The 20,428-nt window shown below is 65.4% G+C and carries 23 protein-coding genes and 1 tRNA gene; 22 read left to right on the forward strand and 2 right to left on the reverse strand.

Features of this window, described 5'->3' with window-relative positions:
- Positions 1–37 precede the first annotated feature (37 nt).
- The 12 genes from glyA (at position 38) to LRC39_RS13770 (ending at position 10,608) form a co-directional block, all read left to right on the forward strand.
- Positions 38–1,336, forward strand: a complete 1,299-nt coding sequence (glyA, locus tag LRC39_RS13715; RefSeq protein WP_263988533.1) for a serine hydroxymethyltransferase — start codon at positions 38–40, stop codon at positions 1,334–1,336.
- A 149-nt stretch (positions 1,337–1,485) separates the two neighbouring features.
- Positions 1,486–1,968, forward strand: a complete 483-nt coding sequence (gene nrdR / locus LRC39_RS13720) for a transcriptional regulator NrdR (protein ID WP_107344655.1) — start codon at positions 1,486–1,488, stop codon at positions 1,966–1,968.
- Entirely contained in the window at positions 1,965–3,134 is a 1,170-nt protein-coding gene (ribD, locus tag LRC39_RS13725) for a bifunctional diaminohydroxyphosphoribosylaminopyrimidine deaminase/5-amino-6-(5-phosphoribosylamino)uracil reductase RibD (protein WP_346294662.1), read from the forward strand. Before nrdR ends, ribD begins: the two co-directional genes overlap by 4 nt.
- 10 nt (positions 3,135–3,144) lie before the next feature.
- Positions 3,145–3,753, forward strand: a complete 609-nt coding sequence (locus LRC39_RS13730; RefSeq protein ID WP_346294663.1) for a riboflavin synthase — start codon at positions 3,145–3,147, stop codon at positions 3,751–3,753.
- 126 nt (positions 3,754–3,879) lie between these two features.
- Positions 3,880–4,371 carry a 6,7-dimethyl-8-ribityllumazine synthase gene (ribH, locus tag LRC39_RS13735; protein WP_164573619.1) on the forward strand — a complete coding sequence of 164 codons (492 nt, stop codon included), beginning with the start codon at positions 3,880–3,882 and terminating at the stop codon, positions 4,369–4,371.
- A gap of 5 nt (positions 4,372–4,376) precedes the next feature.
- Positions 4,377–4,883: a transcription antitermination factor NusB gene (gene nusB / locus LRC39_RS13740; RefSeq protein ID WP_107357518.1), complete on the forward strand. Its 507-nt coding sequence runs from the start codon at positions 4,377–4,379 to the stop codon at positions 4,881–4,883.
- Between the two features lie 146 nt (positions 4,884–5,029).
- Positions 5,030–6,001, forward strand: a complete 972-nt coding sequence (gene thiL / locus LRC39_RS13745) for a thiamine-phosphate kinase (protein WP_346294664.1) — start codon at positions 5,030–5,032, stop codon at positions 5,999–6,001.
- A 230-nt stretch (positions 6,002–6,231) separates the two neighbouring features.
- Positions 6,232–8,352: a sodium-translocating pyrophosphatase gene (locus LRC39_RS13750; protein ID WP_264052327.1), complete on the forward strand. Its 2,121-nt coding sequence runs from the start codon at positions 6,232–6,234 to the stop codon at positions 8,350–8,352.
- Positions 8,353–8,513: 161 nt separating this feature from the next.
- Positions 8,514–8,756 (forward strand): DUF2171 domain-containing protein, encoded by a 243-nt coding sequence (locus LRC39_RS13755; RefSeq protein ID WP_107355806.1) that lies wholly within the window; start codon positions 8,514–8,516, stop codon positions 8,754–8,756.
- Positions 8,757–8,914: 158 nt separating this feature from the next.
- Entirely contained in the window at positions 8,915–9,448 is a 534-nt protein-coding gene (locus LRC39_RS13760; protein WP_346294665.1) for an REP-associated tyrosine transposase, read from the forward strand.
- A gap of 102 nt (positions 9,449–9,550) precedes the next feature.
- Positions 9,551–9,709 carry a hypothetical protein gene (locus LRC39_RS13765; RefSeq protein ID WP_346294666.1) on the forward strand — a complete coding sequence of 53 codons (159 nt, stop codon included), beginning with the start codon at positions 9,551–9,553 and terminating at the stop codon, positions 9,707–9,709.
- Between the two features lie 35 nt (positions 9,710–9,744).
- A complete protein-coding gene (locus LRC39_RS13770) occupies positions 9,745–10,608 on the forward strand; it encodes an alpha/beta fold hydrolase (RefSeq protein WP_346294667.1) in 864 nt (287 codons plus the stop codon).
- A gap of 120 nt (positions 10,609–10,728) precedes the next feature.
- Here the strand turns inward: LRC39_RS13770 and LRC39_RS13775 are convergent, their stop codons facing one another.
- Complete coding sequence (locus LRC39_RS13775) at positions 10,729–11,214, reverse strand: outer membrane protein assembly factor BamE (protein WP_346294668.1); 486 nt, start codon at positions 11,212–11,214, stop codon at positions 10,729–10,731.
- A 108-nt stretch (positions 11,215–11,322) separates the two neighbouring features.
- Between LRC39_RS13775 and LRC39_RS13780 the strand changes: the two genes are divergently transcribed.
- The 10 genes from LRC39_RS13780 (at position 11,323) to LRC39_RS13825 (ending at position 19,947) form a co-directional block, all read left to right on the forward strand.
- Positions 11,323–11,859 (forward strand): ubiquinol-cytochrome C chaperone family protein, encoded by a 537-nt coding sequence (locus LRC39_RS13780; protein ID WP_107344663.1) that lies wholly within the window; start codon positions 11,323–11,325, stop codon positions 11,857–11,859.
- 17 nt (positions 11,860–11,876) lie between these two features.
- Positions 11,877–12,443, forward strand: a complete 567-nt coding sequence (locus LRC39_RS13785) for a YceD family protein (RefSeq protein WP_346294669.1) — start codon at positions 11,877–11,879, stop codon at positions 12,441–12,443.
- A gap of 240 nt (positions 12,444–12,683) precedes the next feature.
- Positions 12,684–13,745, forward strand: coding sequence for a phosphate acyltransferase PlsX (gene plsX, locus LRC39_RS13790; protein WP_107355801.1), 1,062 nt, complete (start codon positions 12,684–12,686; stop codon positions 13,743–13,745).
- Positions 13,742–14,719, forward strand: a complete 978-nt coding sequence (locus LRC39_RS13795; protein ID WP_107344666.1) for a beta-ketoacyl-ACP synthase III — start codon at positions 13,742–13,744, stop codon at positions 14,717–14,719. Before plsX ends, LRC39_RS13795 begins: the two co-directional genes overlap by 4 nt.
- 134 nt (positions 14,720–14,853) lie before the next feature.
- On the forward strand, positions 14,854–15,210 hold the full coding sequence (locus LRC39_RS13800; RefSeq protein WP_164571976.1) for an integration host factor subunit alpha: 357 nt from the start codon (positions 14,854–14,856) through the stop codon (positions 15,208–15,210).
- Between the two features lie 14 nt (positions 15,211–15,224).
- Entirely contained in the window at positions 15,225–15,944 is a 720-nt protein-coding gene (locus LRC39_RS13805) for a MerR family transcriptional regulator (RefSeq protein WP_346294670.1), read from the forward strand.
- 334 nt (positions 15,945–16,278) lie between these two features.
- Positions 16,279–16,356 (forward strand) — tRNA-Pro (locus LRC39_RS13810).
- 154 nt (positions 16,357–16,510) lie between these two features.
- Entirely contained in the window at positions 16,511–16,738 is a 228-nt protein-coding gene (locus LRC39_RS13815; RefSeq protein WP_346294671.1) for a hypothetical protein, read from the forward strand.
- 317 nt (positions 16,739–17,055) lie between these two features.
- The gene (locus tag LRC39_RS13820; RefSeq protein WP_346294672.1) at positions 17,056–19,350 is read left to right on the forward strand and encodes a TonB-dependent receptor; all 2,295 of its coding nucleotides are present in this window, start codon (positions 17,056–17,058) and stop codon (positions 19,348–19,350) included.
- Between the two features lie 159 nt (positions 19,351–19,509).
- Positions 19,510–19,947, forward strand: coding sequence for a hypothetical protein (locus LRC39_RS13825; protein WP_264052335.1), 438 nt, complete (start codon positions 19,510–19,512; stop codon positions 19,945–19,947).
- A 116-nt stretch (positions 19,948–20,063) separates the two neighbouring features.
- On the opposite strand, the gene LRC39_RS13830 is transcribed toward LRC39_RS13825, so the two are convergent.
- Positions 20,064–20,381 (reverse strand): hypothetical protein, encoded by a 318-nt coding sequence (locus LRC39_RS13830; RefSeq protein ID WP_107346601.1) that lies wholly within the window; start codon positions 20,379–20,381, stop codon positions 20,064–20,066.
- Positions 20,382–20,428: the final 47 nt, after the last annotated feature.

Consider the following 20,428-nt stretch of genomic DNA (forward strand, 5'->3'; position numbering starts at 1 on the left):
ACCCGATGAACCGGCTGCGACGGTGGAGACTTTTCCCATGAGCACAGCCAATCCCGCGTCCGCGCCCGACAGCTTCTTCTCCGCCTCGCTGGAGCAGGCCGATCCCGAGATCGCCGCTGCGATCCGCGGCGAACTCGGCCGCCAGCGCCACGAAGTCGAGCTGATCGCCTCCGAGAACATCGTCAGCCGCGCGGTGCTGGAAGCGCAGGGCTCGGTGATGACCAACAAGTACGCGGAAGGCTATCCGGGCAACCGCTATTACGGCGGCTGCGAATTCGTCGACGTCGCCGAGAACCTCGCCATCGACCGCGCCAAGAAGCTGTTCGGCGCGGGCTTCGCCAACGTCCAGCCGAATTCCGGCAGCCAGATGAACCAGGCGGTGTTCCTGGCGCTGCTGCAGCCCGGCGACACCTTCATGGGCCTCGATCTCGCCGCCGGCGGCCATCTCACCCACGGCGCCCCGGTCAACATGAGCGGCAAGTGGTTCAAGCCGGTGCACTACACGGTGCGCCGCGAAGACCAGATGATCGATATGGATGCGGTCGCCAAGCTCGCCGAGGAAGCCAAGCCGAAGCTGATCATCGCCGGCGGCTCGGCCTATCCGCGCGCCTGGGACTTCAAGCGCTTCCGCGAGATCGCCGACAGCGTCGGCGCGTACTTCATGGTCGACATGGCGCACTTCGCCGGCCTGGTGGCGGGCGGCGTCCATGCCTCGCCGGTGCCGCACGCCCATGTCGTCACCACCACCACCCACAAGTCGCTGCGTGGCCCGCGCGGCGGCCTGATCCTCACCAACGACGAGGCGCTGGCCAAGAAGTTCAACTCGGCGATCTTCCCCGGACTGCAGGGCGGCCCGCTGATGCACGTGATCGCCGCCAAGGCGGTGGCGTTCAAGGAAGCGCTGCAGCCCGACTTCAAGGTCTACACGAAGAACGTCGTCGAAAACGCCAAGGCGCTTGCGGAAACGCTGCGCTCGGCCGGCTTCGATCTGGTTTCGGGCGGCACCGACAACCACCTCATGCTGGTCGACCTGCGGCCGAAGGGGCTGAAGGGCAATGTCTCGGAGAAGGCGCTGGTCCGCGCCGGCATCACCTGCAACAAGAACGGTATTCCGTTCGACCCGGAGAAGCCGTTCGTGACCTCGGGCCTGCGCCTCGGCACCCCGGCGGCGACCACTCGGGGATTCGGCGTCGCCGAGTTCCAGCAGGTTGGTCACTTGATCGCCGAAGTGCTGAACGCCATTGCACAATCGCCGGACGGCAGCGCGCCGCTGGTGGAAGCTTCGGTGAAGCAGCGGGTGAAGGAATTGACCGACCGCTTCCCGATTTATCAGTAACGACCAAAGGCCCGTCATGCCCGGGCTTGTCCCGGGCATCCACGCCTTCAAGCGTGGCGACGGCACAAGGCGTGGATGGCCGGGACGAGCCCGGCCATGACGAAAGGTGAGGGACCGATCCCCTCGGACCGCTCTGAGGACGCGTCGCAATGCGCTGCCCGAACTGCAACAGCCTTGATACTCAGGTGAAGGATAGCCGGCCGACCGAGGATTCCTCGGTGATCCGGCGCCGGCGGGTGTGCATCGCCTGCAACTTCCGCTTCACCACCTTCGAGCGGGTGCAGCTGCGCGAGCTGATCGTGATCAAGCGCAACGGCCGCCGGGTGCCGTTCGATCGCGACAAGCTGGTGCGCTCGGTGCAGATCAGTTTGCGCAAGCGGCCGGTGGATCCGGAGCGGGTGGAGCAGATGGTATCGGCGATCGTGCGCGAGCTGGAAAGCGGCGGCGAGGCCGAGATCTCGTCGGAGACGATCGGCGAGAGCGTGATGGATCACCTGCGCAAGCTCGACGACGTCGCCTATGTCCGCTTCGCCTCGGTGTACCGCAATTTCCGCGAGGCCAAGGATTTCGAGGCCGTGCTCGGCGAACTCTCCCACGAAGACGAGGCGAGGGCGGCGCTGGTCCGCAAATGATCTTCCGCATCCTGGAGGAGCAGATCGGCCAGAAGCTCGCCGCCGAAAAGGCGGCCAAAGCCGCCGATTCCGCCGACCGCCGCTTCATGCAATTGGCGCTGGCGCTCGGCCGGCGCGGCCAGGGGCGCACCGCGCCCAACCCCGCGGTCGGCGCGGTGCTGGTCAAGGATGGCGTGATCGTCGGCCGGGGCTGGACCCAGGATGGCGGCCGTCCGCATGCCGAGGTCGAAGCGTTGCGCCGGGCCGGTGAGGCCGCCCGCGGCGCCACGCTTTACGTGACGCTGGAGCCGTGCTCGCATCACGGCCGCACCCCGCCTTGCGCCGATGCGGTGATCGCGGCCGGCATTGCGCGGGTGGTGTCGGCGATTGAAGACCCGAATCCGCTGGTGGCCGGCCAGGGCCATGCGCGGCTGCGCGCCGCTGGGATCGCGGTGGAGATCGGCGTCTGCGCCGAGGAGGCCGCGCGCGACCACGCCGGCCACATCCGCCGCATCCGTGACCGCCGCCCGCTGGTGACGCTGAAACTTGCGGTTTCGGCCGACGGCAAGATCGCCGCCGCCGGCCACAAGCCGGTCGCGATCACCGGCGAGGCTGCCAATGCGCGGACGCATCTGCTGCGCGCCCGCTCCGATGCGGTGCTGGTCGGGATCGGCACCGTTCTCGCCGACGATCCGGAACTGACCTGCCGGCTGCCTGGCATGGCGACGCAGTCGCCGATCCGCGTGGTGCTCGACCGGAGCTTGCGCATTCCCACCGCGAGCAAGCTGCTGCATTCCGCCCGCACCACGCCGCTGTGGCTGATGGCCTCAGAGACCGTCGAAGCTGCTACTGCTGCGCGGCTCGGCGCGGCCGGTGCCGAAGTCATCCACGTCGCCGATTGCGCCGACACGCCGGGCCTCGATCTGCCGGCCGTGCTGCACGCGCTGGCCGATAAGGGCGTGACGCGGCTCCTGGTCGAAGGCGGCGCCCGCGTCGCGGCCTCGCTGGTCGCCGGCGAACTCGCCGATGAAATCTGGCTGTGGCGCAGCGACAATCCGATCGGCGCCGACGGCATCGATGCGCTGCACGGCCTGCCGCTGACAGCGATCACCGACTCACCGCGCTGGCGCTCGCGCAGCACCGAGCGGGTCGGCGCAGATACCCTCACCATTTACGATTCGAACTAGAAGGCATTCCATGTTCACCGGCATCGTCACCGACATCGGCGAGATCGAGACCGTCAAGCCGGTCGCGCAGGGCCAGTTGCACCGGCTGCGGATCCGCTGCGCCTACGACCAGACGACTATCGCCGACGGCGCCTCGATCGCCTCGAACGGCATCTGCATGACCGTGGTCGGCTCCGGCACCGAGGGCGGCAAGACCTGGTACGAGGTCGACGCCGGCGCCGAGACGCTGGCCAAGACCACGGCGAAAGCTTGGACCGCGGGTACCCGGCTCAACCTCGAGCGCGCGCTGAAGATCGGCGACGAGCTCGGCGGCCACATCGTCACCGGCCATGTCGACGGCATCGCCAAGGTGGTGGCGCGCGAGGAGCTGCCGGACATGGCCCGCTTCACGCTGGAAACCAGCCGCCAGCTGGCGCGGTTCATCGCGCCGAAGGGCTCGGTCACGCTCGACGGCACCTCGCTGACGGTGAACACCGTCGAGGACACCAAATTCTCGGTGCTGATCATCCCGCACACGCTGTCGGCGACGATTCTGAACGGCTGGCAGGTGGGCAGCGAGGTCAATATCGAGGTCGACCTGATGGCCCGCTATGCCGCGCGCCTGAGCGAGATGAAATAGCAACGCTCCCGTCATGCGCGGGCTTGACCCGCGCATCCATCCTCTTAACAAGAACGCTCCATCGTTCCGAAAGACGATGGATGGCCGGGTCAAGCCCGGCCCTGACGATCAAAGGCAAGGTAGAGTATGGCAGACGCGCGGCGCGCACCCCTGAAAGACCAGACCGACGTTTCGGGCGCGCGCGTCCTGATCGTCGAGGCACGGTTTTATGACGACATCCAGGACGCGCTGCTGGAAGGCGCGGTCGCCGAGCTGAAGGCCGCCGGCGCCACCCACGACGTCCTGACCGTGCCGGGCGCGCTGGAGATCCCGGCCGCGGTCGCAATCGCTATCGATGCCGCCGAAGCCGCCGGCAAGCCTTACGACGCAGCGATCGCGCTCGGCTGCGTGGTCCGCGGCGAGACCATCCATTTCGAGATCGTGTCGATGGAGTCGGCCCGCGCGCTGATGGACCTCAGCGTCGCGCGCAAATTCCCGCTCGGCAACGGCATCATCACCGTCAACACTGACGAGCAGGCCTGGGCACGAGCCAAGCCCGGTGACCTCAACAAGGGCGGTGACGCCGCGCGCGCCGCGCTGGCGATGCTGCGGATCAAGCGCCGGCTGGCGAAGGCGTGATGCCGATGGCCGAGATCAACAAACCCGCGTTCAAGAAACCGGTGCCGAAAGGCGAGCGTAAGGCCAACCGCCGCGGTGCGGCGCGGCTCGCGGCGGTGCAGGCGCTGTACCAGATGGACATCGGCGGCGCCGGCATCAACGAGACCTTCGCCGAGTTCGAGAGCTTCTGGATCGGCAACGAGGTCGAGGGCGAGCAGTATCTGCCGGCCGAAGCCGCGTTCTTCCGCGACATCGTCGCCGGCGTGGTGCGCGATCAGAAGCAGATCGATCCCCTGATCGACGATCTGCTCGCCAAGGGCTGGCCGCTGGCGCGGATCGACGCGATCCTGCGCGCGGTGATGCGGGCAGGGGCCTACGAGCTCGAACACCGCAAGGACATCCCGGCGCGGGTCGTCGTCTCCGAATACGTCGACGTCGCCCACGCCTTCGTCGAGAAGGACGAGACCGGCATGGTCAACGCCGTGCTCGACCAGATCGCGCGGCGGTTCCGCGAAGACGAGTTTACGCGCTAGCCGCTGCGACCGCATTTCGGTTGTCATTCCGGATTGCGAGCGAAGCGAGCAAGTCCGGAATCCATAACCACTGCAGGGCGTATGGATTCCGGGCCTGCGCCCAAGGGGGCGCATCCCGGAATGACGCTCCAGTGTATGGATGCCCCATGCCCTCCGGTGAAGACGATCTGATCGCTCGGTACTTCAAGCCTCTGGCGACCGATCCGGGGGCGCGGGGGCTGGTGGATGACGCCGCTGTCTTGGCGGCCACGGGCAGCGATCTGGTGTTGACCACCGATGCGATCGTCGAAGGCGTGCATTACCTGCCGGGCGACCCGCCCGCCGCGATCGCTCGCAAGGCACTCCGGGTAAACCTGTCTGATCTCGCCGCTAAGGGCGCCGCACCGGCCGGCTTTCTGCTGACGCTGGCGCTGCGCCAGGCCGATGAGGGCTTTCTCGCTCCGTTCGCCGCCGCGCTCGGCGAGGATGCGGCGACGTTCCGCTGCCCGCTGCTCGGCGGCGACACGGTCTCGACTCCCGGCCCGATGATGATCTCAGTGACTGCGCTCGGCCGGGTGCCGCCGGGCCGGATGGTGGCCCGCGACGCGCTGCGCCCCGGCGACGCGATCGTCGTCACCGGCACGATCGGCGATGCCGCGCTCGGTCTCGACCTGCTGCAGGGGCGGGCGACCGCCGCCAGCGACGAGGGCCGCGCCTTCCTGATCGACCGCTACCGGGTGCCGCAGCCGCGCTCGGCGCTGGCCGAGGCCGTGCGCGATTATGCCGGCGCCGCGATGGACATCTCGGACGGGCTCGCCGGCGATCTCGCCAAGATGTGCGCCGCTTCCGGCGTCACCGCGACTCTCGACGCGGCCGCCGTGCCGTTGTCGGAGGCTGCGCGTGCGATCGCGGGAACCGATGAGTCGAAGCTGGCGCGATTACTCAGCGGCGGTGATGACTACGAGCTGCTTTGCGGCGTTGCACAAAATAATCTCGATCAGTTCCTTGCTGCGGCGCAGCGGAGCCATGTGCAGGTGACAGTCATCGGCGTTGCCGAAGACGGAACCACACCGCCGCGATGGCTCGGCGCGGGCGGCGCTGAAATCCCGCTGAAGACGCTGTCTTTCAGTCATTTCTGACGCTTAGTCACTGGTATTCCGACGCGAGGAAGTTCGCTGGAATACTCCGAAGGTCAGCGGAAAAGCCCAGCTTAGTCCCTTCGCAGCGATTGCGGAGCACCTGTGATTTTGGCAAGGTTCGCCGCGATTTGAGGCTGCCCCGCAAAAGAGGGCACGCCATCTTGTTGCGCGCCCGCGCCGCTCCCGCAGCGCAGGCACGGGGGTGAAACTCGGGACTGAGGCAATCAGGTATGACAGCTCTATGGGTGATCGTGCTCTGCGGAGCGCTATCGATCGTATACGCCATCTGGGCGACCTCGTCGGTGCTCGCTGCCGACCAGGGCAACGCGCGGATGCAGGAAATCGCGGGCGCGGTGCGTGAAGGCGCGCAGGCCTATCTGAAGCGCCAATACATGACCATCGCCCTCGTCGGCGTGGTGATCTTCGCGCTGCTCGCTTACTTCCTCGGCATCCTCGTGGCGATCGGCTTCGCGATCGGCGCGATCCTGTCCGGCGCGGCCGGCTTCATCGGCATGAATGTGTCGGTGCGCGCCAACGTCCGCACCGCGCAGGCGGCCACCACCTCGCTCGCCGGCGGCCTCGAGCTCGCCTTCAAGGCGGGCGCGATCACCGGCCTGCTGGTCGCCGGTCTCGCGCTGCTGGGCGTCACCCTCTACTTCATCTACCTGATCCACTTCGCCGGTCTGCAGGCCAACAGCCGCACCGTGGTCGACGCGTTGGTGGCCCTCGGCTTCGGCGCCTCGCTGATCTCGATCTTCGCCCGTCTCGGCGGCGGCATCTTCACCAAGGGTGCGGACGTCGGCGGCGATCTCGTCGGCAAGGTCGAAGCCGGCATTCCGGAAGACGATCCGCGCAACCCGGCGACGATCGCCGATAACGTCGGCGACAACGTCGGTGACTGCGCCGGCATGGCGGCCGACCTGTTCGAGACCTATGCGGTGACCGCGGTCGCCACCATGGTGCTCGCCGCGATCTTCTTCGGCAGCGCCGATCCGGCGCATCTGCAGAACGTGATGACGCTGCCGCTCGCCATCGGCGGCATCTGCATCCTGACCTCGATCGTCGGCACCTTCTTCGTCAAGCTCGGCGCTTCCCAGTCGATCATGGGCGCGCTGTACAAGGGCCTGATCGCCACCGGCGTGCTGTCGCTGATCGGCGTCGGCGCCGCGATCTACTGGCTGGTCGGCTTCGGCGCGCTGCCGGGCGTCAGCTACACCGGCATGTCGCTGTTCCTGTGCGGCGTCGTCGGCCTCGCGGTCACCGGCCTGATCATCTGGATCACCGAGTACTACACCGGCACCGACTTCCGTCCCGTGAAGTCGATTGCCCAGTCCTCGGTCACCGGCCACGGCACCAACGTGATCCAGGGCCTCGCCATCTCGATGGAAGCGACCGCGCTGCCCGCGATCGTGATCATCGCCGGCATCCTGATCACCTACAGCCTTGCCGGCCTGTTCGGCATCGCGATCGCCACCACCACCATGCTGGCGCTGGCCGGCATGATCGTCGCACTCGACGCCTTCGGTCCGGTCACCGACAACGCCGGCGGCATCGCCGAAATGGCCGGCCTGCCGAAGGAAGTGCGCAAGTCGACCGACGCGCTCGACGCCGTCGGCAACACCACCAAGGCGGTCACCAAGGGCTACGCGATCGGCTCGGCCGGTCTCGGCGCGCTGGTGCTGTTCGCGGCCTACAATGAAGACCTCAAGTTCTTCATTGCGCAGAAGTCGCCGTACTTCGTCGGCGTCGCCCCGGACTTCTCGCTGAACAACCCGTACGTCGTGGTCGGCCTGCTGTTCGGCGGCCTGCTGCCGTACCTGTTCGGCGCGATGGGCATGACCGCGGTCGGCCGCGCCGCCGGCGCGATCGTCGAGGAAGTGCGTCGTCAGTTCCGCGAAAAGCCCGGCATCATGAAGGGCACCGACAAGCCGGACTACGGCAAGGCCGTCGACCTGCTGACCAAGGCGGCGATCAAGGAAATGATCATCCCGTCGCTGCTGCCGGTGCTGTCGCCGATCTTCGTCTACTTCGCGATCTATGCGATCGCGGGTGGCGGTGCGGCCGGCAAGTCGGCGGCGTTCTCGGCGGTCGGCGCGATGCTGCTCGGCGTCATCGTCACCGGCCTGTTCGTCGCGATCTCGATGACCTCGGGCGGCGGCGCCTGGGACAACGCCAAGAAGTACATCGAGGACGGCCACTTCGGCGGCAAGGGCTCCGACGCCCATAAGGCCGCGGTGACCGGCGACACCGTCGGCGATCCCTACAAGGACACCGCGGGTCCGGCCGTGAACCCGATGATCAAGATCACCAACATCGTCGCCCTGCTGCTGCTGGCGATCCTGGCGCACTAAGCGCAAGACCGGTTGGTCCAACACAAAGCCCCGCGGCGAAAGCCGCGGGGCTTTTGCTTTGAGGCCGCTATCGCAGAGCGCTCCCGAGCTCACCCGCCTTCCGATTGAACCTATCGGAACTCGCTGCGTTACCCGTTCCCATCTTGCGGAAGGATCACGACATGAGCGGTGTGAGCGGTATCAAGGAACATATGGAAGTCATCGGCGCCGACGGCGTGCATGTCGGCACCGTCGATCGTGTCGACGGCAATCGCATCAAGCTGACCAAGAAGGACAGCGGCGAAGGCCATCACAAGGGCCACCACCACTTCATCGACGGCGGCCTGGTCGCCGAAGTTGAAGGCAACAAGGTGCGCCTGTCCGCCAACGGCGCCGTCGCGGTGTCGATGGAAGAAGAGAAGTAGTTCGTAGGATGGGTTGAGCGCAGCGAAACCCATCGCTTTCTCAGTATGCTGGTAATCGTCGGCGCCTCCCAATTTCGGCCGATTTTTTGGCTGCTCCTTCGATGGGTTTCGCTTACGCTCAACCCATCCTACGGGCTTGGCGTGTGGGGGCGGCTTCGATGACGTCGTATCGGCGCAATTTTGTGCTCGGCGGCACCTTCTTTTTTACTGTGAATTTGAACGACCGCCGGTCTGCATTGCTGATCGACCACATCGCGGAGCTTCGGGCCGCATGCCGGTATGTGCGACGACGGCATCCTTTCGCAATCGACGCGATTGTCGTGCTACCCGATCATCTCCATGCAATCTGGACGTTACCCCAAGGTGACGCCGACTATTCAACTCGGTGGCGCTTGCTTAAGTCTGCATTTTCCCGGCGACTGCCGTCGATCGAAACGATCTCGTCGAGTCGCGCCGCCAGGGCGAAGCGTGGACTGTGGCAACGTCGATTCTGGGAACATACCCTTCGCGATGAGCGCGATTTTGCGGCTCATGCCGATTACATCCATTTCAATCCCGTGAAGCACGGCTACGTTAGCCGGGTAATCGATTGGCCGTATTCGTCGTTCAGAGCGATGGTGCGCAGCGGTGTCTATCCGCGCGATTGGGGTGGGGATGGTCGAGAGATGCAGATTGATTGCGGCGAGCGATAACCGTCGGGCTGATGGGTTTCGCTGCGCTCAACCCATCCTACAAATGCCGCGTGTCTGCTACATGGATGAGCAGCAATCGTCGACACAAGAATAGGAGCCCCCATGTCGCTGTCATCCGCCAAGAACTACGCGCTGCGCGCGGCCAAGTCGCAGGATCAGAAGGAAGCGATCGAATTGCTGTCGAAGGCGATTCTCGAGCTGGCGAGTTTGATCGAGACGACCGACGCCAAGATCAAGAAGATCAACAAGGACAAATCCTAGTGTAGGATCTGCCATCAAAGGGCAGGGACTTGAGGATGGCGATCGAGACGGCGACGCTGGAGGCCAACGGACTGCGCTTTGCGGCCGACACCGCGGGGCAGGGCGAGACCGTCGCGCTCTTGCTGCATGGATTTCCCGAGGCGCGGCAATCCTGGCATCGGCAGATCCCGTTCCTGGCAGAGCTCGGCTGGCGGGTGGTGGCGCCGGATCTGCGCGGCTATGGCGGCACGTCGCGGCCCGAGGGTAAGGCGGCATACTCGATCGAGCACCTCACCGACGACGTCGCGGCGCTGTTCGCCGCGCTTGGCGGCAAGCGCCGCATCCTGATTGGCCACGACTGGGGCGGCGTGATCGCCTGGCAGACCGCGCTGCGCGGTAAGGTGCATCTCGACGGGCTGATCATCCTCAACGCGCCGCATCCGGATGCGTTCGCGCGTGAGCTCGCCCGCGGATGGGCGCAGCGCCGCCGCTCCTGGTACGTCGCGTTCTTCCAATTGCCGTGGCTGCCGGAATGGCTGCTGACCCGCAAGGGCGGCGCGCCGCTGGTGAAGATGTTCAAGAGCCACAGCCACAAGATCCCGGCCGAACAGCTCGAGATCTATCGCCGCAACATCCTGCAGCCGGGTGCGGCAACCGCGATGCTGAACTACTATCGCGCCAACTTCTCCGGCCTTGCCGGCGGCGCCGGCAGCAATCCGGTGATCACCGTGCCGACGCTGATGATTTGGGGCAAGGACGATCTCGCGCTCGACATCGCGCTGACCGAAGGCAACGAGCAGTTCGTCGAAGACTTCACCCTGCACAAGCTGCCGCGCGCGTCGCATTGGGTGCAGCAGGATGCGCCCGATGAAGTCAACGCGACGATTGCGGAGTGGGCGCGGGGGAAGGGGCTGGCGTAGCCGGGACGGCGCTTCTGAGATGGGTTTCGCTTGCGCTCAACCCATCCTACGAAGGCTCAGGTAGGATGGGTTGAGCGCAAGCGAAACCCATCAAACCCATTGCGTTGATCCGCCTCCGCCTTAGCGGAAGCTGATCAGCCGGAACAGCGGCGCCAGATAGCTCATCTCCTGACCGGAGGTCGGCGTGGTGCGGCTGATGAAGTCGAAGATCTTGCCGTCCTGCAGGCCGTAATTGGCGATACGGCGAACCTGGCGGTTCTTGTCGAAATAGATCGCGATCACGCGCTGGTCGATCACCTTCTGCGGCATGAACGCCACCGCACGCTCGGTGCGCTGCGAGATGTAGTAGAACACCTCGCCGTCCAGGGTCGCCACCGTCGACGGCGTGCCCATCACCAGCAGCACCTGATCCTGGCTGGCGCCGATCGGAATCTGCTCCAGCGCGCCATTGGGCAGAATGTAACCCTTCTGGAATTGCTCTGACGTGCAGGCACCCATGCCGGCGCCGATCAGCGTCAGCGCCACGGCCAGGCCGAGGTTGCGCGGCAGCGAAAAACGGCTTCGCAGCGCGTTGGCGCGCCCGCGTCGGTCGATCGAAATACTCATCCGGGAGTTGGCCTCATCCCCTTGCATCGCGCAGGGCGTTGACGTACCGGGCAGGAACTCGGAAAGCAATCCCGAAAGGCCCGTACGGGCCCGGACCTGGAACCCGCAATGATTTGGCCGTTCAATCTGCTCCGTCCGCCCCGGACGCCGTCGCGCGGCACCATTGAAGCGATCTATGGCACGATCGTGGCGCAGTCGCGCCTGCCGGTCTTTTACCAGCAATTCGGCGTCGCCGACACCGTCAACGGCCGATTCGAGATGCTGGTGGTCCATCTGTGGCTGGTGCTGCGGCGGATTCGCAGCATCCAGGACGCATCGACCTTCGCCCAGGCGCTGTTCGACTATTTCTGCAGCGACCTCGACGCCAACCTGCGGGAGCTCGGCGTCGGCGATCTGTCGGTGCCCAAGCGGATGCAGGCGTTCGGCGAGGCGTTCTACGGCCGCTCGGCGGCGTATGATCTGGCTCTCACGGAAGGCCGCGAGGACCTTGAGCTGGCGCTGAACCGGAACGTTCTCGACGGCGCCGACATTGAGAACGCGCGCAAGCTGGCGGTCTATGTCGGGCAGGTCATCGACGCGCTCGACGCGGTGCCGCCGGCCAAGCTGCGCAGCGGCGAGCTGCCATTCCCGCAGCCGACCGCTTAAGACGAGGACTTTCGACGATGGCGAGCGAAGACAACCCGTGGAGCGTGCCGGTGGTGGTGCTGCAGATTCCCGAAACAGGGCTGCACCGCGACATCGTTGCGAGCGCCGCGGAGCGGGAGGCGATCAGCGCGCTCGGTGATCTGCGCGGGGTCGCGGAGGCCACCGCGTCATTTGATCTGAAGCCGTTCACTGACGGCCGCATCCATCTCACCGGTCGGGTGCGCGCCAAGGTGACGCAGACCTGCGTGGTGACGCTCGATCCGGTCGACAACGTTATCGACGAGAGCGTCGATCTCACCTTCCTGCCGCCGGAGCAGATTCGCGAGCTGTCCGACACGGTCGACGAAGAGGGCGAGCCCGATCCAGGCGATCCGCCGGAGGCGATCGAACGCGGCATCATCGATATCGGCCGAGTCGCCACCGATGCGTTGTATCTCGGACTCGATCCTTATCCGCGCAAACCGGATGCGGTGTTCGAGCCGGTCGTCGACCGCGACGATCCCGACATGAACCCGTTCGCGGCGTTGAAAGCGCTGCAACAGCCAGCGGCCTCGGACAGTCCGCGCAAGCCGAAAAAGGGCTGAGCGGACAGCGTCCGCCCAGCCGCCGCAGACGCGGCCTGTTCGCAGCCGAAAATCATGCGCACACGCTACGAAATGCGACTTAAATCTGCCCGATCAAGATGTTGTATCGGGGCGGAGAATGGCTATTGTCCGGCCAAATCGGTGTGCAGCGCTGCACGCTTTTCACCGCCCCGACGGGGCTTTTTTTGAGTCCACGGCCAAGCGCACAAGGTCGCAGGCGATCAGGCTTCCGGAACGCCCATGCCTCAAAAAGTTCGAATCGCGCTCGACGCAATGGGGGGCGATTTCGGCCCCTCCGTCGTGATACCCGGCGCGGCGATCTCACTCGGCCGGCATCCGGACGTTGAATTCCTGCTCTACGGCGACGCCAAGCTGATCGAGAAAGAGCTGGCCGCGCATCCGGCGCTGCGCAAAGCTTCGCGTGTGATTCACACCGATGTCGCCGTGGCGATGCACGACAAGCCGAGCGTGGCGCTGCGCCGCGGTCGCTACAAATCGTCGATGTGGCAGGCGATCGACGCGGTGAAGAAGACTGAGGCCGACGTCACGGTCTCGGCCGGCAACACCGGCGCGCTGATGGCGATGGCGCGATTCTGCCTGCGCACGCTGCCCGGCATCGACCGTCCGGCGATCGCCGCCACCTGGCCGACGATGCGGGGCGATTCGGTGGTGCTCGATCTCGGCGCCTCGATTGGCGGCGACGCGCAGCACCTGAAGGCGCTTGCGATCATGGGCGCGGCGATGGCCAGCGTGCTGTTCGACCTGGAGCGTCCGACCGTCGGCCTGCTCAACATCGGCGTCGAGGAAATCAAAGGCGGCGAGGAGATCCGCGAGGCGGCCGAGTTGCTGCGCGCGATGAATTCGCAGCGCTTCGATTTCATCGGCTTCGTCGAGGGTGACGGCATCGGCAAGGGCGCAGCCGACGTCATCGTGTCGGAGGGCTTCGCCGGCAATATCGCGCTGAAGGCCGCGGAGGGCACCGCCCGCCAGCTCGCCGAATATCTGCGCGCCGCGATGTCCCGGACCTGGCGGTCGAAGATCGGCTATCTGTTCGCGCGCGACGCCTTCAAGGCGCTCAAGGACAAGATGGACCCCAACAAGTCCAACGGCGGCGTTTTCCTCGGGCTTAACGGAATCGTGGTCAAGAGCCACGGCGGAACCAATGCCGAGGGCTTTGCCTACGCGGTCGATGTTGGCTATGACATGGTCCGCTACGATCTCCTGACCAAGATCAATCAAACGCTCAATCGTGATGCCGGCGCGTTGGTCGCGACGCCGAGCGCTCAGGAGGTTGTCTCGTGACGGTGATTCGTTCGGTCGTACTGGGCTGCGGCGCTTACTTGCCGGAGCGGGTCCTCACCAACGAAGAACTGGCCCGGACGGTCGACACCTCGGACGAATGGATCGTCCAGCGCACCGGAATCCGCGAACGCCATATCGCCGCCGACGGCGAATTCACCTCGCATCTGGCCACCAAGGCCGCCCAGGCGGCGCTCGACAATGCGGGCCTGACTGCCGATCAGATCGACCTGATCGTGCTGGCGACCTCGACCCCCGACCACACCTTCCCGGCGACCGCGGTGCAGGTTCAGGCCGCACTCGGCATGACCCACGGCGTCGCCTTCGACCTGCAGGCGGTGTGCTCCGGCTTCGTGTTCGCGGTCGCCACTGCGGACAATTACCTGCGCGCCGGCTCGGCGAAGCGGGCGCTGGTGATCGGCGCCGAGACCTTCTCCCGCATCCTCGACTGGAATGATCGCGGCACTTGCGTGCTGTTCGGCGACGGCGCCGGCGCGATCGTGCTGGAGGCGCAGGAAGGCTGGGGCACCTCGGCCGACCGCGGCGTGCTGACCACACATCTGCGTTCGGACGGCCGTCACAAACACAAATTATACGTCGACGGCGGCCCGTCGAGCACCCAGACCGTCGGCCATCTGCGGATGGAAGGGCGCGAGGTGTTCAAGCACGCGGTCGGCATGATCACCGGGGTGATCGTCGACGCCTTCAACGCCTCCGGCACCAGCGCCGACAATGTCGACTGGTTCGTGCCGCATCAGGCCAACAAGCGGATCATCGACGCCTCGGCGCAGAAGCTGCACATCGCGCCCGAGAAGGTGGTGATGACGGTCGACCGTCACGGCAATACCTCGGCGGCCTCGATTCCGCTGGCGTTGTGCACTGCGGTCGCCGATGGCCGCATCCAGAAGGGCCACCTCGTTCTGCTCGAAGCGATGGGCGGCGGCTTCACCTGGGGCGCCGCGCTGCTCCGCTGGTAGTTGTGCGCGTAAAATTTTAGCAGCATTTCCATGGCGTTCGGTGCTAACTTTGAGACGCGGTGGAGTTGACCGCCGGTAGTTAACCTCTTAATTTCAGCGCGGATTTTTTCTTTCGCCGTGAGGTGGGGCAGGCGATGGCCGGACGAACAGTCACACGTGTCGATCTATGCGAGGCGGTCTATCAGAAGGTCGGCCTGTCGCGCACCGAGTCGTCGGCATTCGTCGAACTGGTGCTGAAAGAGATCACCGACTGCCTCGAACGGGGCGAGACGGTGAAGCTGTCGTCGTTCGGGTCGTTCCTGGTCCGGCAAAAGGGGCAACGCATCGGGCGCAACCCGAAGACCGGCACCGAAGTGCCGATCTCGCCGCGCCGGGTGATGGTGTTCAAGCCATCGGCGATCCTGAAGCAGCGCATCAACGCCAATGGTGCCGTGCCGGCAACCGACGACGAGTCTGAAGAAAACGCAGCCGCAACCGCATCCGGCAGCTGACGGGGAGCTGGCCTTTGGACAAGGCACCCGACGCATTCCGCACCATCAGCGAGGTCGCAGCCGAGCTCGACATTCCGCAGCACGTGTTGCGGTTCTGGGAAACACGGTTCACCCAGATCAAGCCGATGAAGCGGTCCGGCGGCCGGCGTTATTACCGGCCCGACGACGTCGATCTGCTCAAGGGCATCCGCCGTCTGCTGTACGGCGAGGGCTACACCATCCGCGGTGTGCAGCGGATCCTGAAAGAGCACGGCATCAAATCGGTGCAGCGGCTGGCCGACGCCGAGGTCCACGCCAGCTTCGGCGCGGTCGAGGCGGCGATCACCCGGACCGTGGCCGAGGAAGAAGAGTTCGAGCCCGTCCCCGGCGGTATCGACGTCGATGACGACGATTACGATGGCGAGGACGAAGGGCTCGACCTGCACGCCACGATGGCCGAGCCGGATCGGCGCGCAGCACCCGCGCCGCGACGCCACGTCGAGGCCGAGTCGCGCCACGCGCCGCGGTTCGACGATCACGAGGACGACGACCACGACGACGATTTCGCCGTCGAGCCGGCTGCCGTCATGGCAGCTCCCGGCCGCGCACCGCGGTTCGATCTGCCGCCGCTGGAGTTCCCGGCCGCCAAGGCGCCGCCGGCTCCGCCACCGGTCGATCTTGGTCCGCTTCGCGCCGCACTGACCGACCTGATTGCCTGCCGCGAACTGCTCGACGCCGCAATTAAGGACGGCTGAGGGCAGGTGACGGTCTTGAGCAGTAACCTCAGGAATCGGGTCTAAGGTTCGGCAGGGCTTTCAGTTTCGCCACGCCGGGTTGTCCGGCCATCCACCGTCGAGCTTGTCTGCGAATACTTGAGCGCAGTTGACTGACCGTCGCTTGGGGAAGCGCTCGGCCACTCCGGTGTGTCGATTGTGGGAGGACGGAAACGGCTGGCGGTGGCTTAGGTTGCGGTCGGACCGGATCGCCAGATCCGGCCCCGCATTCTTCGGCAAACACGCCCCCGAATTGATCCTCCGCAGCTTGCGCGAACGCGCGATCGCCGCTACAGCATCAGGGCCGAAACGGCATCGGAGCGTGGCGCAGCCCGGTTAGCGCACTAGTCTGGGAGACTAGGGGTCGAAGGTTCAAATCCTTTCGCTCCGACCATTTATCGGCCTTCGGTATTTTGTTCATCGAGTGCGGCGCGAGTTCGGGCGCGTTATTTTGCTGCCTCAGATTCAGACACGGAATCTCGGCAAGTCCCGGTGCGGCCGCCAGGTCCAACACGCCTTATCGAGACGGGCTTTAGAGGGCACACGACATGTCGTCGTTTTGGCAATCGGTGAAGAATGCCTTCATCCCTTGGCGGCTGCTGGAGCGGGACGGGGACGATGGCGGTGCCGGTATGCGCACGATCGAGTTCGGGCAGACCATGATCGATGGGACGGCTGGTGACGGTCTTACCGACGTCACAGCCGCCGTTCATCACCACCCCCACGATGATCCGCCAAGTCATCCGGCGCCGGATAAGAGGACAGCGAATAGCTAGGTTGGCGCAATCGTCGGGCGAAGTCGTGAGTACTACTCGCTCCGAAGTAACAGTTTTCAGAATCGATCAAAAGAAAGCCTGACCTGACAATTTGTCGCATCTCGGGCTTACTTCGATACGCCCACTCGCAAGCGCCGTGTATCAGCTAATCGCTGACAGGCGTTGAAGAACCTTCCATCAACTAATCACTTGTCGATTGTCCTCATTCGTCCGCGTCGCGCGTCCGGTTTGAGGTATTCTATGCTGCGACCTCGTGTTCGGACGGACATGCTCGATTACAGCAGCGATGGCGCTGGGCCTCCCAGCAACATCGGGGCATGGGCATGTTTCAAACAACAACAAAAGCGACAGGGCGAACTCTTCTGCTCTGCACCGTCGGTGCGGTCGCGCTGACGATTCCAATTCCGCAGGGCGCGCAAGCGCAATCCAATCTGCCGGCCGTCACCGTCGATGCGCCGCGCGCCGAGCGGGCGCGCACCGCGCGTCCAGTCGCCAGCACGCGCGCCGGCACCACACGACGCGTTACCGCTCGCCGGGAGGCGCGGCCGCCTGCGCCGGTCGCGCCGGTGCCATACGTGACGCCGTCGACCGGCACGCTCGGCGCGCTGCCGGCCAGCTACGCGGGCGGTCAGGTCGCGAGTGGCGGGCAGGTCGGTTTCCTCGGGAATCGCAGCCTGCTCGACACGCCGTTCAGCCAGACCAACTACACTGCCAAGCTGATGCAGGATCAGCAGGCGCGTACGATCCGCGATGTCGTCGCCAACGATCCCTCGGTGCGGGCGGTGACGTCCGCCGGCGGCGGACAGGACGGCTATTTCATCCGCGGCTTCTACTATGACGTCGGCGATCTGGCGCTGAACGGCATGTATGGCATGGCGCCGTTCTGGAGCGTCGGCGCGAATTTCATCGAACGGGTCGAAATCCTGAAAGGCCCGACCGCCCTGCTCACCGGCATCTCGCCGCTCGGCGCGGTCGGCGGCAGCATCAATCTCGTCACCAAGAAGGCGCCGGATTACGACATCACCCAGCTGACCGCGACCTACGCGTCACGCTCGCAATTCGGTCTGCAGGCCGACGTGGCGCGGCGCTATGGCGAGCACAAGGAGTGGGGCGTCCGCTTCAACGGCAGCTACAGCGACGGCAAAACGCCGTTCGATCGGCAGAGCAGCGAATTCGGCAACGCGGTGCTCGGCCTCGATTATCGCGGCGAGAACGTCCGCGTCTCGGCCGACGTCGGCTATCAGGCCAACAATCTGAATCCGCCGATCCGGTTCTTCAGCTTCCAGCCGAACGTCGTTCCGCTGCCGCCGGCGCCCGCGGCGAGCTCCAACGCGATTCCGGATTGGGCGTATTGGAAACCGAAGGACACCTTCGCCACGGTCAAGGCCGAAGTCGACGTCACGCCCGGCCTGACGGTGTATGGCGCGGCCGGGTATCATCAGGCCAAGATCGATTTCAAATTCCTGTCGCCGACCATCATCAACCAGGCGGGTGACTATGGCTCGCGCCCGTTCGGCGGCGAGCAGACCTTTACGGCCAAGACCGGTGAGGTCGGGTTACGCGGCGACGCCGACACCGGGCCGATCAACCACAAATTCGTGGTGAACTACGGGGTGCTCGATCGTCCGAGCGACAGCTCCTATTTGGGCGCGAACAGTCTGGTCGGCTCGAACATCTACAATTACAAGGCGATCCCGGAACCGCTGTTTTCGATCCCAAGCAGCAACTCGGTCAGCTTGAAGCAGTGGAGCGTCGGGGCCGCGGACACGATGTCGATCCTGAACGGCGGCGTGCAGGCCGTCGTCGGCGTTCGGCGCCAGCACGTCAGCAACAGCTCGACCGATCTGCTCACCGGCATCACCACCGGACAGGACGGTGCCGCCTGGAGCCCCGCCTATGCGCTGCTGATCCGGCCGCTGTCGAACGTCACGCTGTACGCCAACTACATCGAAGGGCTGCAGCCCGGTACGACCGTGGGTGCCGGCTATGCCAATATCGGCCAAGTGTTTCCGCCGTTCCAGACCAAGCAGGTCGAAACCGGTGTGAAGGTCGATTTCGGCAAGATCAGCGTCACTGGCAGCCTGTTCGAGATCAAGCAGCCAAGCGCGATCGCGTCGAGTGCGAACGGATTGCTGACGCTGTCGGCCGACGGCGAGCAGCGCAACCGAGGTGCCGAACTCAATATGTTCGGTGAACTGGCGCCGGGCCTGCGGCTGCTCGGCGGCGCCACGTTCATGGACGGAGTGCTGGAGAAGACCGCCAATGGCCTCAACGACGGCAACCGCGCGCCCGGCGTGGCCCGGGTCAACGTCAACCTCGGCGCCGAGGTCGATGTGCCGGGCGTCGACGGCTTCACGCTGACGGGCCGGGTGATCCACACCGGCTGGACCTACGCCAACGCCGCCAACACCCAGGTGCTGCCGGCCTGGACGCGGTTCGATCTCGGGGCGCGCTACACCTTCCTGTCGCCATGGAACGGCAAGCCGATCGTGGTGCGGGCTGCGATCGAGAACGTGGAAAACGTGGCCTACTACGCGTCGTCTTATAGCGGCAGCGCGATCGGGCTCGGCGCGCCACGCACCTACTTGTTGTCGACGACGTTCAACTTCTGATCGACCAGGGCCGTCCCGCGTTGCTTTGGCTGCGCGGGACGGCGCGGCTTGCCGCGACGATGTGACCGTGCCGGCCTCAGGTTACCGGAAGCCCACATCCTTCCGCGCTTCATTGAAATGTCATAACGTCGTTGCATCGCGACAAGCGAGGATTCGACGATGCGACTGCGTGTACGGAAGGCCGCCCATTTTCTCGAACGAACCGGGCTGGCGCTGGCCGGCGCGGCGTGCGGCACCTTCGTCGGCGCTCATGTCGGCACCAGCTTCGCGGCCTTGACCACGATCGGCTTCCTGCTGGGGATGATCGCACTCGGCGCGATCGGGTTTTATCTCGGCATCGACATTCCGCCGCTGCCGTTCCACGGCGCCGACGAGGACAGTCGCGCCAGCGGCAAGATCGACGCCGCCGAGTTTCTCAGCGCTTTCGGGACGTTTCTGGCGACGCTCGCGGCGTTCGCGTCCGTCAGCGCCGTGGTGCTACGGCTCAACCTGCATTCGGTCTGGAGTTGGCTGATTTTGCTCGGCTGGCTCGCCGGCGTGACGATGCAGATCACCGCTGGCGCGATCGCCCGGATACGCCGCGCGCACGCCCACTAAAGCTGGCTTTCATCCCCCCAGAAACGAAAACCGCCCCGGAGGGCGGTTTTCCAGCATCGTGGCGAGCTCTGCTTGGCCTGACCCGCCGCGCGGCGCGGGTAGGCTCCGCAGCGGGATTACTTGCGCCCAAGAAAACCGGCGACCGGCTCCGGCAGCGGGATCTTGGCGACGAGCTGCGGGGCGAACACCACCGCGGCGATCGCCAGCGCGATCAAAACCGGCAACAGTTCGAACGACGACACCTCGACCACGATCCAGATCGCCACGATCAACGCAGCGAGCTCGGCGGCGAAATACATCAGCACCGTGGTGAAGCCGGGCTTCGGCGACTTGGTCAGCGCCGGTGCCGTGAAGGCGACGAATACCGAAAACACCAGAAGCGCGACCAGCAGCAGGAACAGAAACGCCGCGGTCTGAAGGGTGGCTGCCAGCATGATCGGGGACTCCATAAGGATCGACTGAATCTGCCTGCAAGACTAGG

This window comes from Rhodopseudomonas sp. P1, from assembly GCF_039642825.1.
Taxonomy (GTDB): Bacteria; Pseudomonadota; Alphaproteobacteria; order Rhizobiales; family Xanthobacteraceae; genus Rhodopseudomonas; species Rhodopseudomonas palustris_H.

What these genes read in the sequence shown, in the direction of transcription:
- LRC39_RS13830 (WP_107346601.1), bottom strand. Translation starts at nt 20,381, where the DNA reads ATGCTGGCAGCCACCCTTCAGACCGCGGCGTTTCTGTTCCTGCTGCTG.
- LRC39_RS13760 (WP_346294665.1), top strand. Translation starts at nt 8,915, where the DNA reads ATGACGTCGTATCGGCGCAATTTTGTGCTCGGCGGCACCTTCTTTTTT.
- plsX (WP_107355801.1), top strand. Translation starts at nt 12,684, where the DNA reads ATGCCTCAAAAAGTTCGAATCGCGCTCGACGCAATGGGGGGCGATTTC.
- LRC39_RS13825 (WP_264052335.1), top strand. Translation starts at nt 19,510, where the DNA reads ATGCGACTGCGTGTACGGAAGGCCGCCCATTTTCTCGAACGAACCGGG.
- LRC39_RS13785 (WP_346294669.1), top strand. Translation starts at nt 11,877, where the DNA reads ATGGCGAGCGAAGACAACCCGTGGAGCGTGCCGGTGGTGGTGCTGCAG.
- ribD (WP_346294662.1), top strand. Translation starts at nt 1,965, where the DNA reads ATGATCTTCCGCATCCTGGAGGAGCAGATCGGCCAGAAGCTCGCCGCC.
- nusB (WP_107357518.1), top strand. Translation starts at nt 4,377, where the DNA reads ATGGCCGAGATCAACAAACCCGCGTTCAAGAAACCGGTGCCGAAAGGC.
- glyA (WP_263988533.1), top strand. Translation starts at nt 38, where the DNA reads ATGAGCACAGCCAATCCCGCGTCCGCGCCCGACAGCTTCTTCTCCGCC.
- nrdR (WP_107344655.1), top strand. Translation starts at nt 1,486, where the DNA reads ATGCGCTGCCCGAACTGCAACAGCCTTGATACTCAGGTGAAGGATAGC.
- ribH (WP_164573619.1), top strand. Translation starts at nt 3,880, where the DNA reads ATGGCAGACGCGCGGCGCGCACCCCTGAAAGACCAGACCGACGTTTCG.
- LRC39_RS13755 (WP_107355806.1), top strand. Translation starts at nt 8,514, where the DNA reads ATGAGCGGTGTGAGCGGTATCAAGGAACATATGGAAGTCATCGGCGCC.
- LRC39_RS13800 (WP_164571976.1), top strand. Translation starts at nt 14,854, where the DNA reads ATGGCCGGACGAACAGTCACACGTGTCGATCTATGCGAGGCGGTCTAT.
- LRC39_RS13730 (WP_346294663.1), top strand. Translation starts at nt 3,145, where the DNA reads ATGTTCACCGGCATCGTCACCGACATCGGCGAGATCGAGACCGTCAAG.
- LRC39_RS13750 (WP_264052327.1), top strand. Translation starts at nt 6,232, where the DNA reads ATGACAGCTCTATGGGTGATCGTGCTCTGCGGAGCGCTATCGATCGTA.
- LRC39_RS13820 (WP_346294672.1), top strand. Translation starts at nt 17,056, where the DNA reads ATGGGCATGTTTCAAACAACAACAAAAGCGACAGGGCGAACTCTTCTG.
- thiL (WP_346294664.1), top strand. Translation starts at nt 5,030, where the DNA reads ATGCCCTCCGGTGAAGACGATCTGATCGCTCGGTACTTCAAGCCTCTG.
- LRC39_RS13775 (WP_346294668.1), bottom strand. Translation starts at nt 11,214, where the DNA reads ATGAGTATTTCGATCGACCGACGCGGGCGCGCCAACGCGCTGCGAAGC.
- LRC39_RS13770 (WP_346294667.1), top strand. Translation starts at nt 9,745, where the DNA reads ATGGCGATCGAGACGGCGACGCTGGAGGCCAACGGACTGCGCTTTGCG.
- LRC39_RS13765 (WP_346294666.1), top strand. Translation starts at nt 9,551, where the DNA reads ATGTCGCTGTCATCCGCCAAGAACTACGCGCTGCGCGCGGCCAAGTCG.
- LRC39_RS13780 (WP_107344663.1), top strand. Translation starts at nt 11,323, where the DNA reads ATGATTTGGCCGTTCAATCTGCTCCGTCCGCCCCGGACGCCGTCGCGC.
- LRC39_RS13815 (WP_346294671.1), top strand. Translation starts at nt 16,511, where the DNA reads ATGTCGTCGTTTTGGCAATCGGTGAAGAATGCCTTCATCCCTTGGCGG.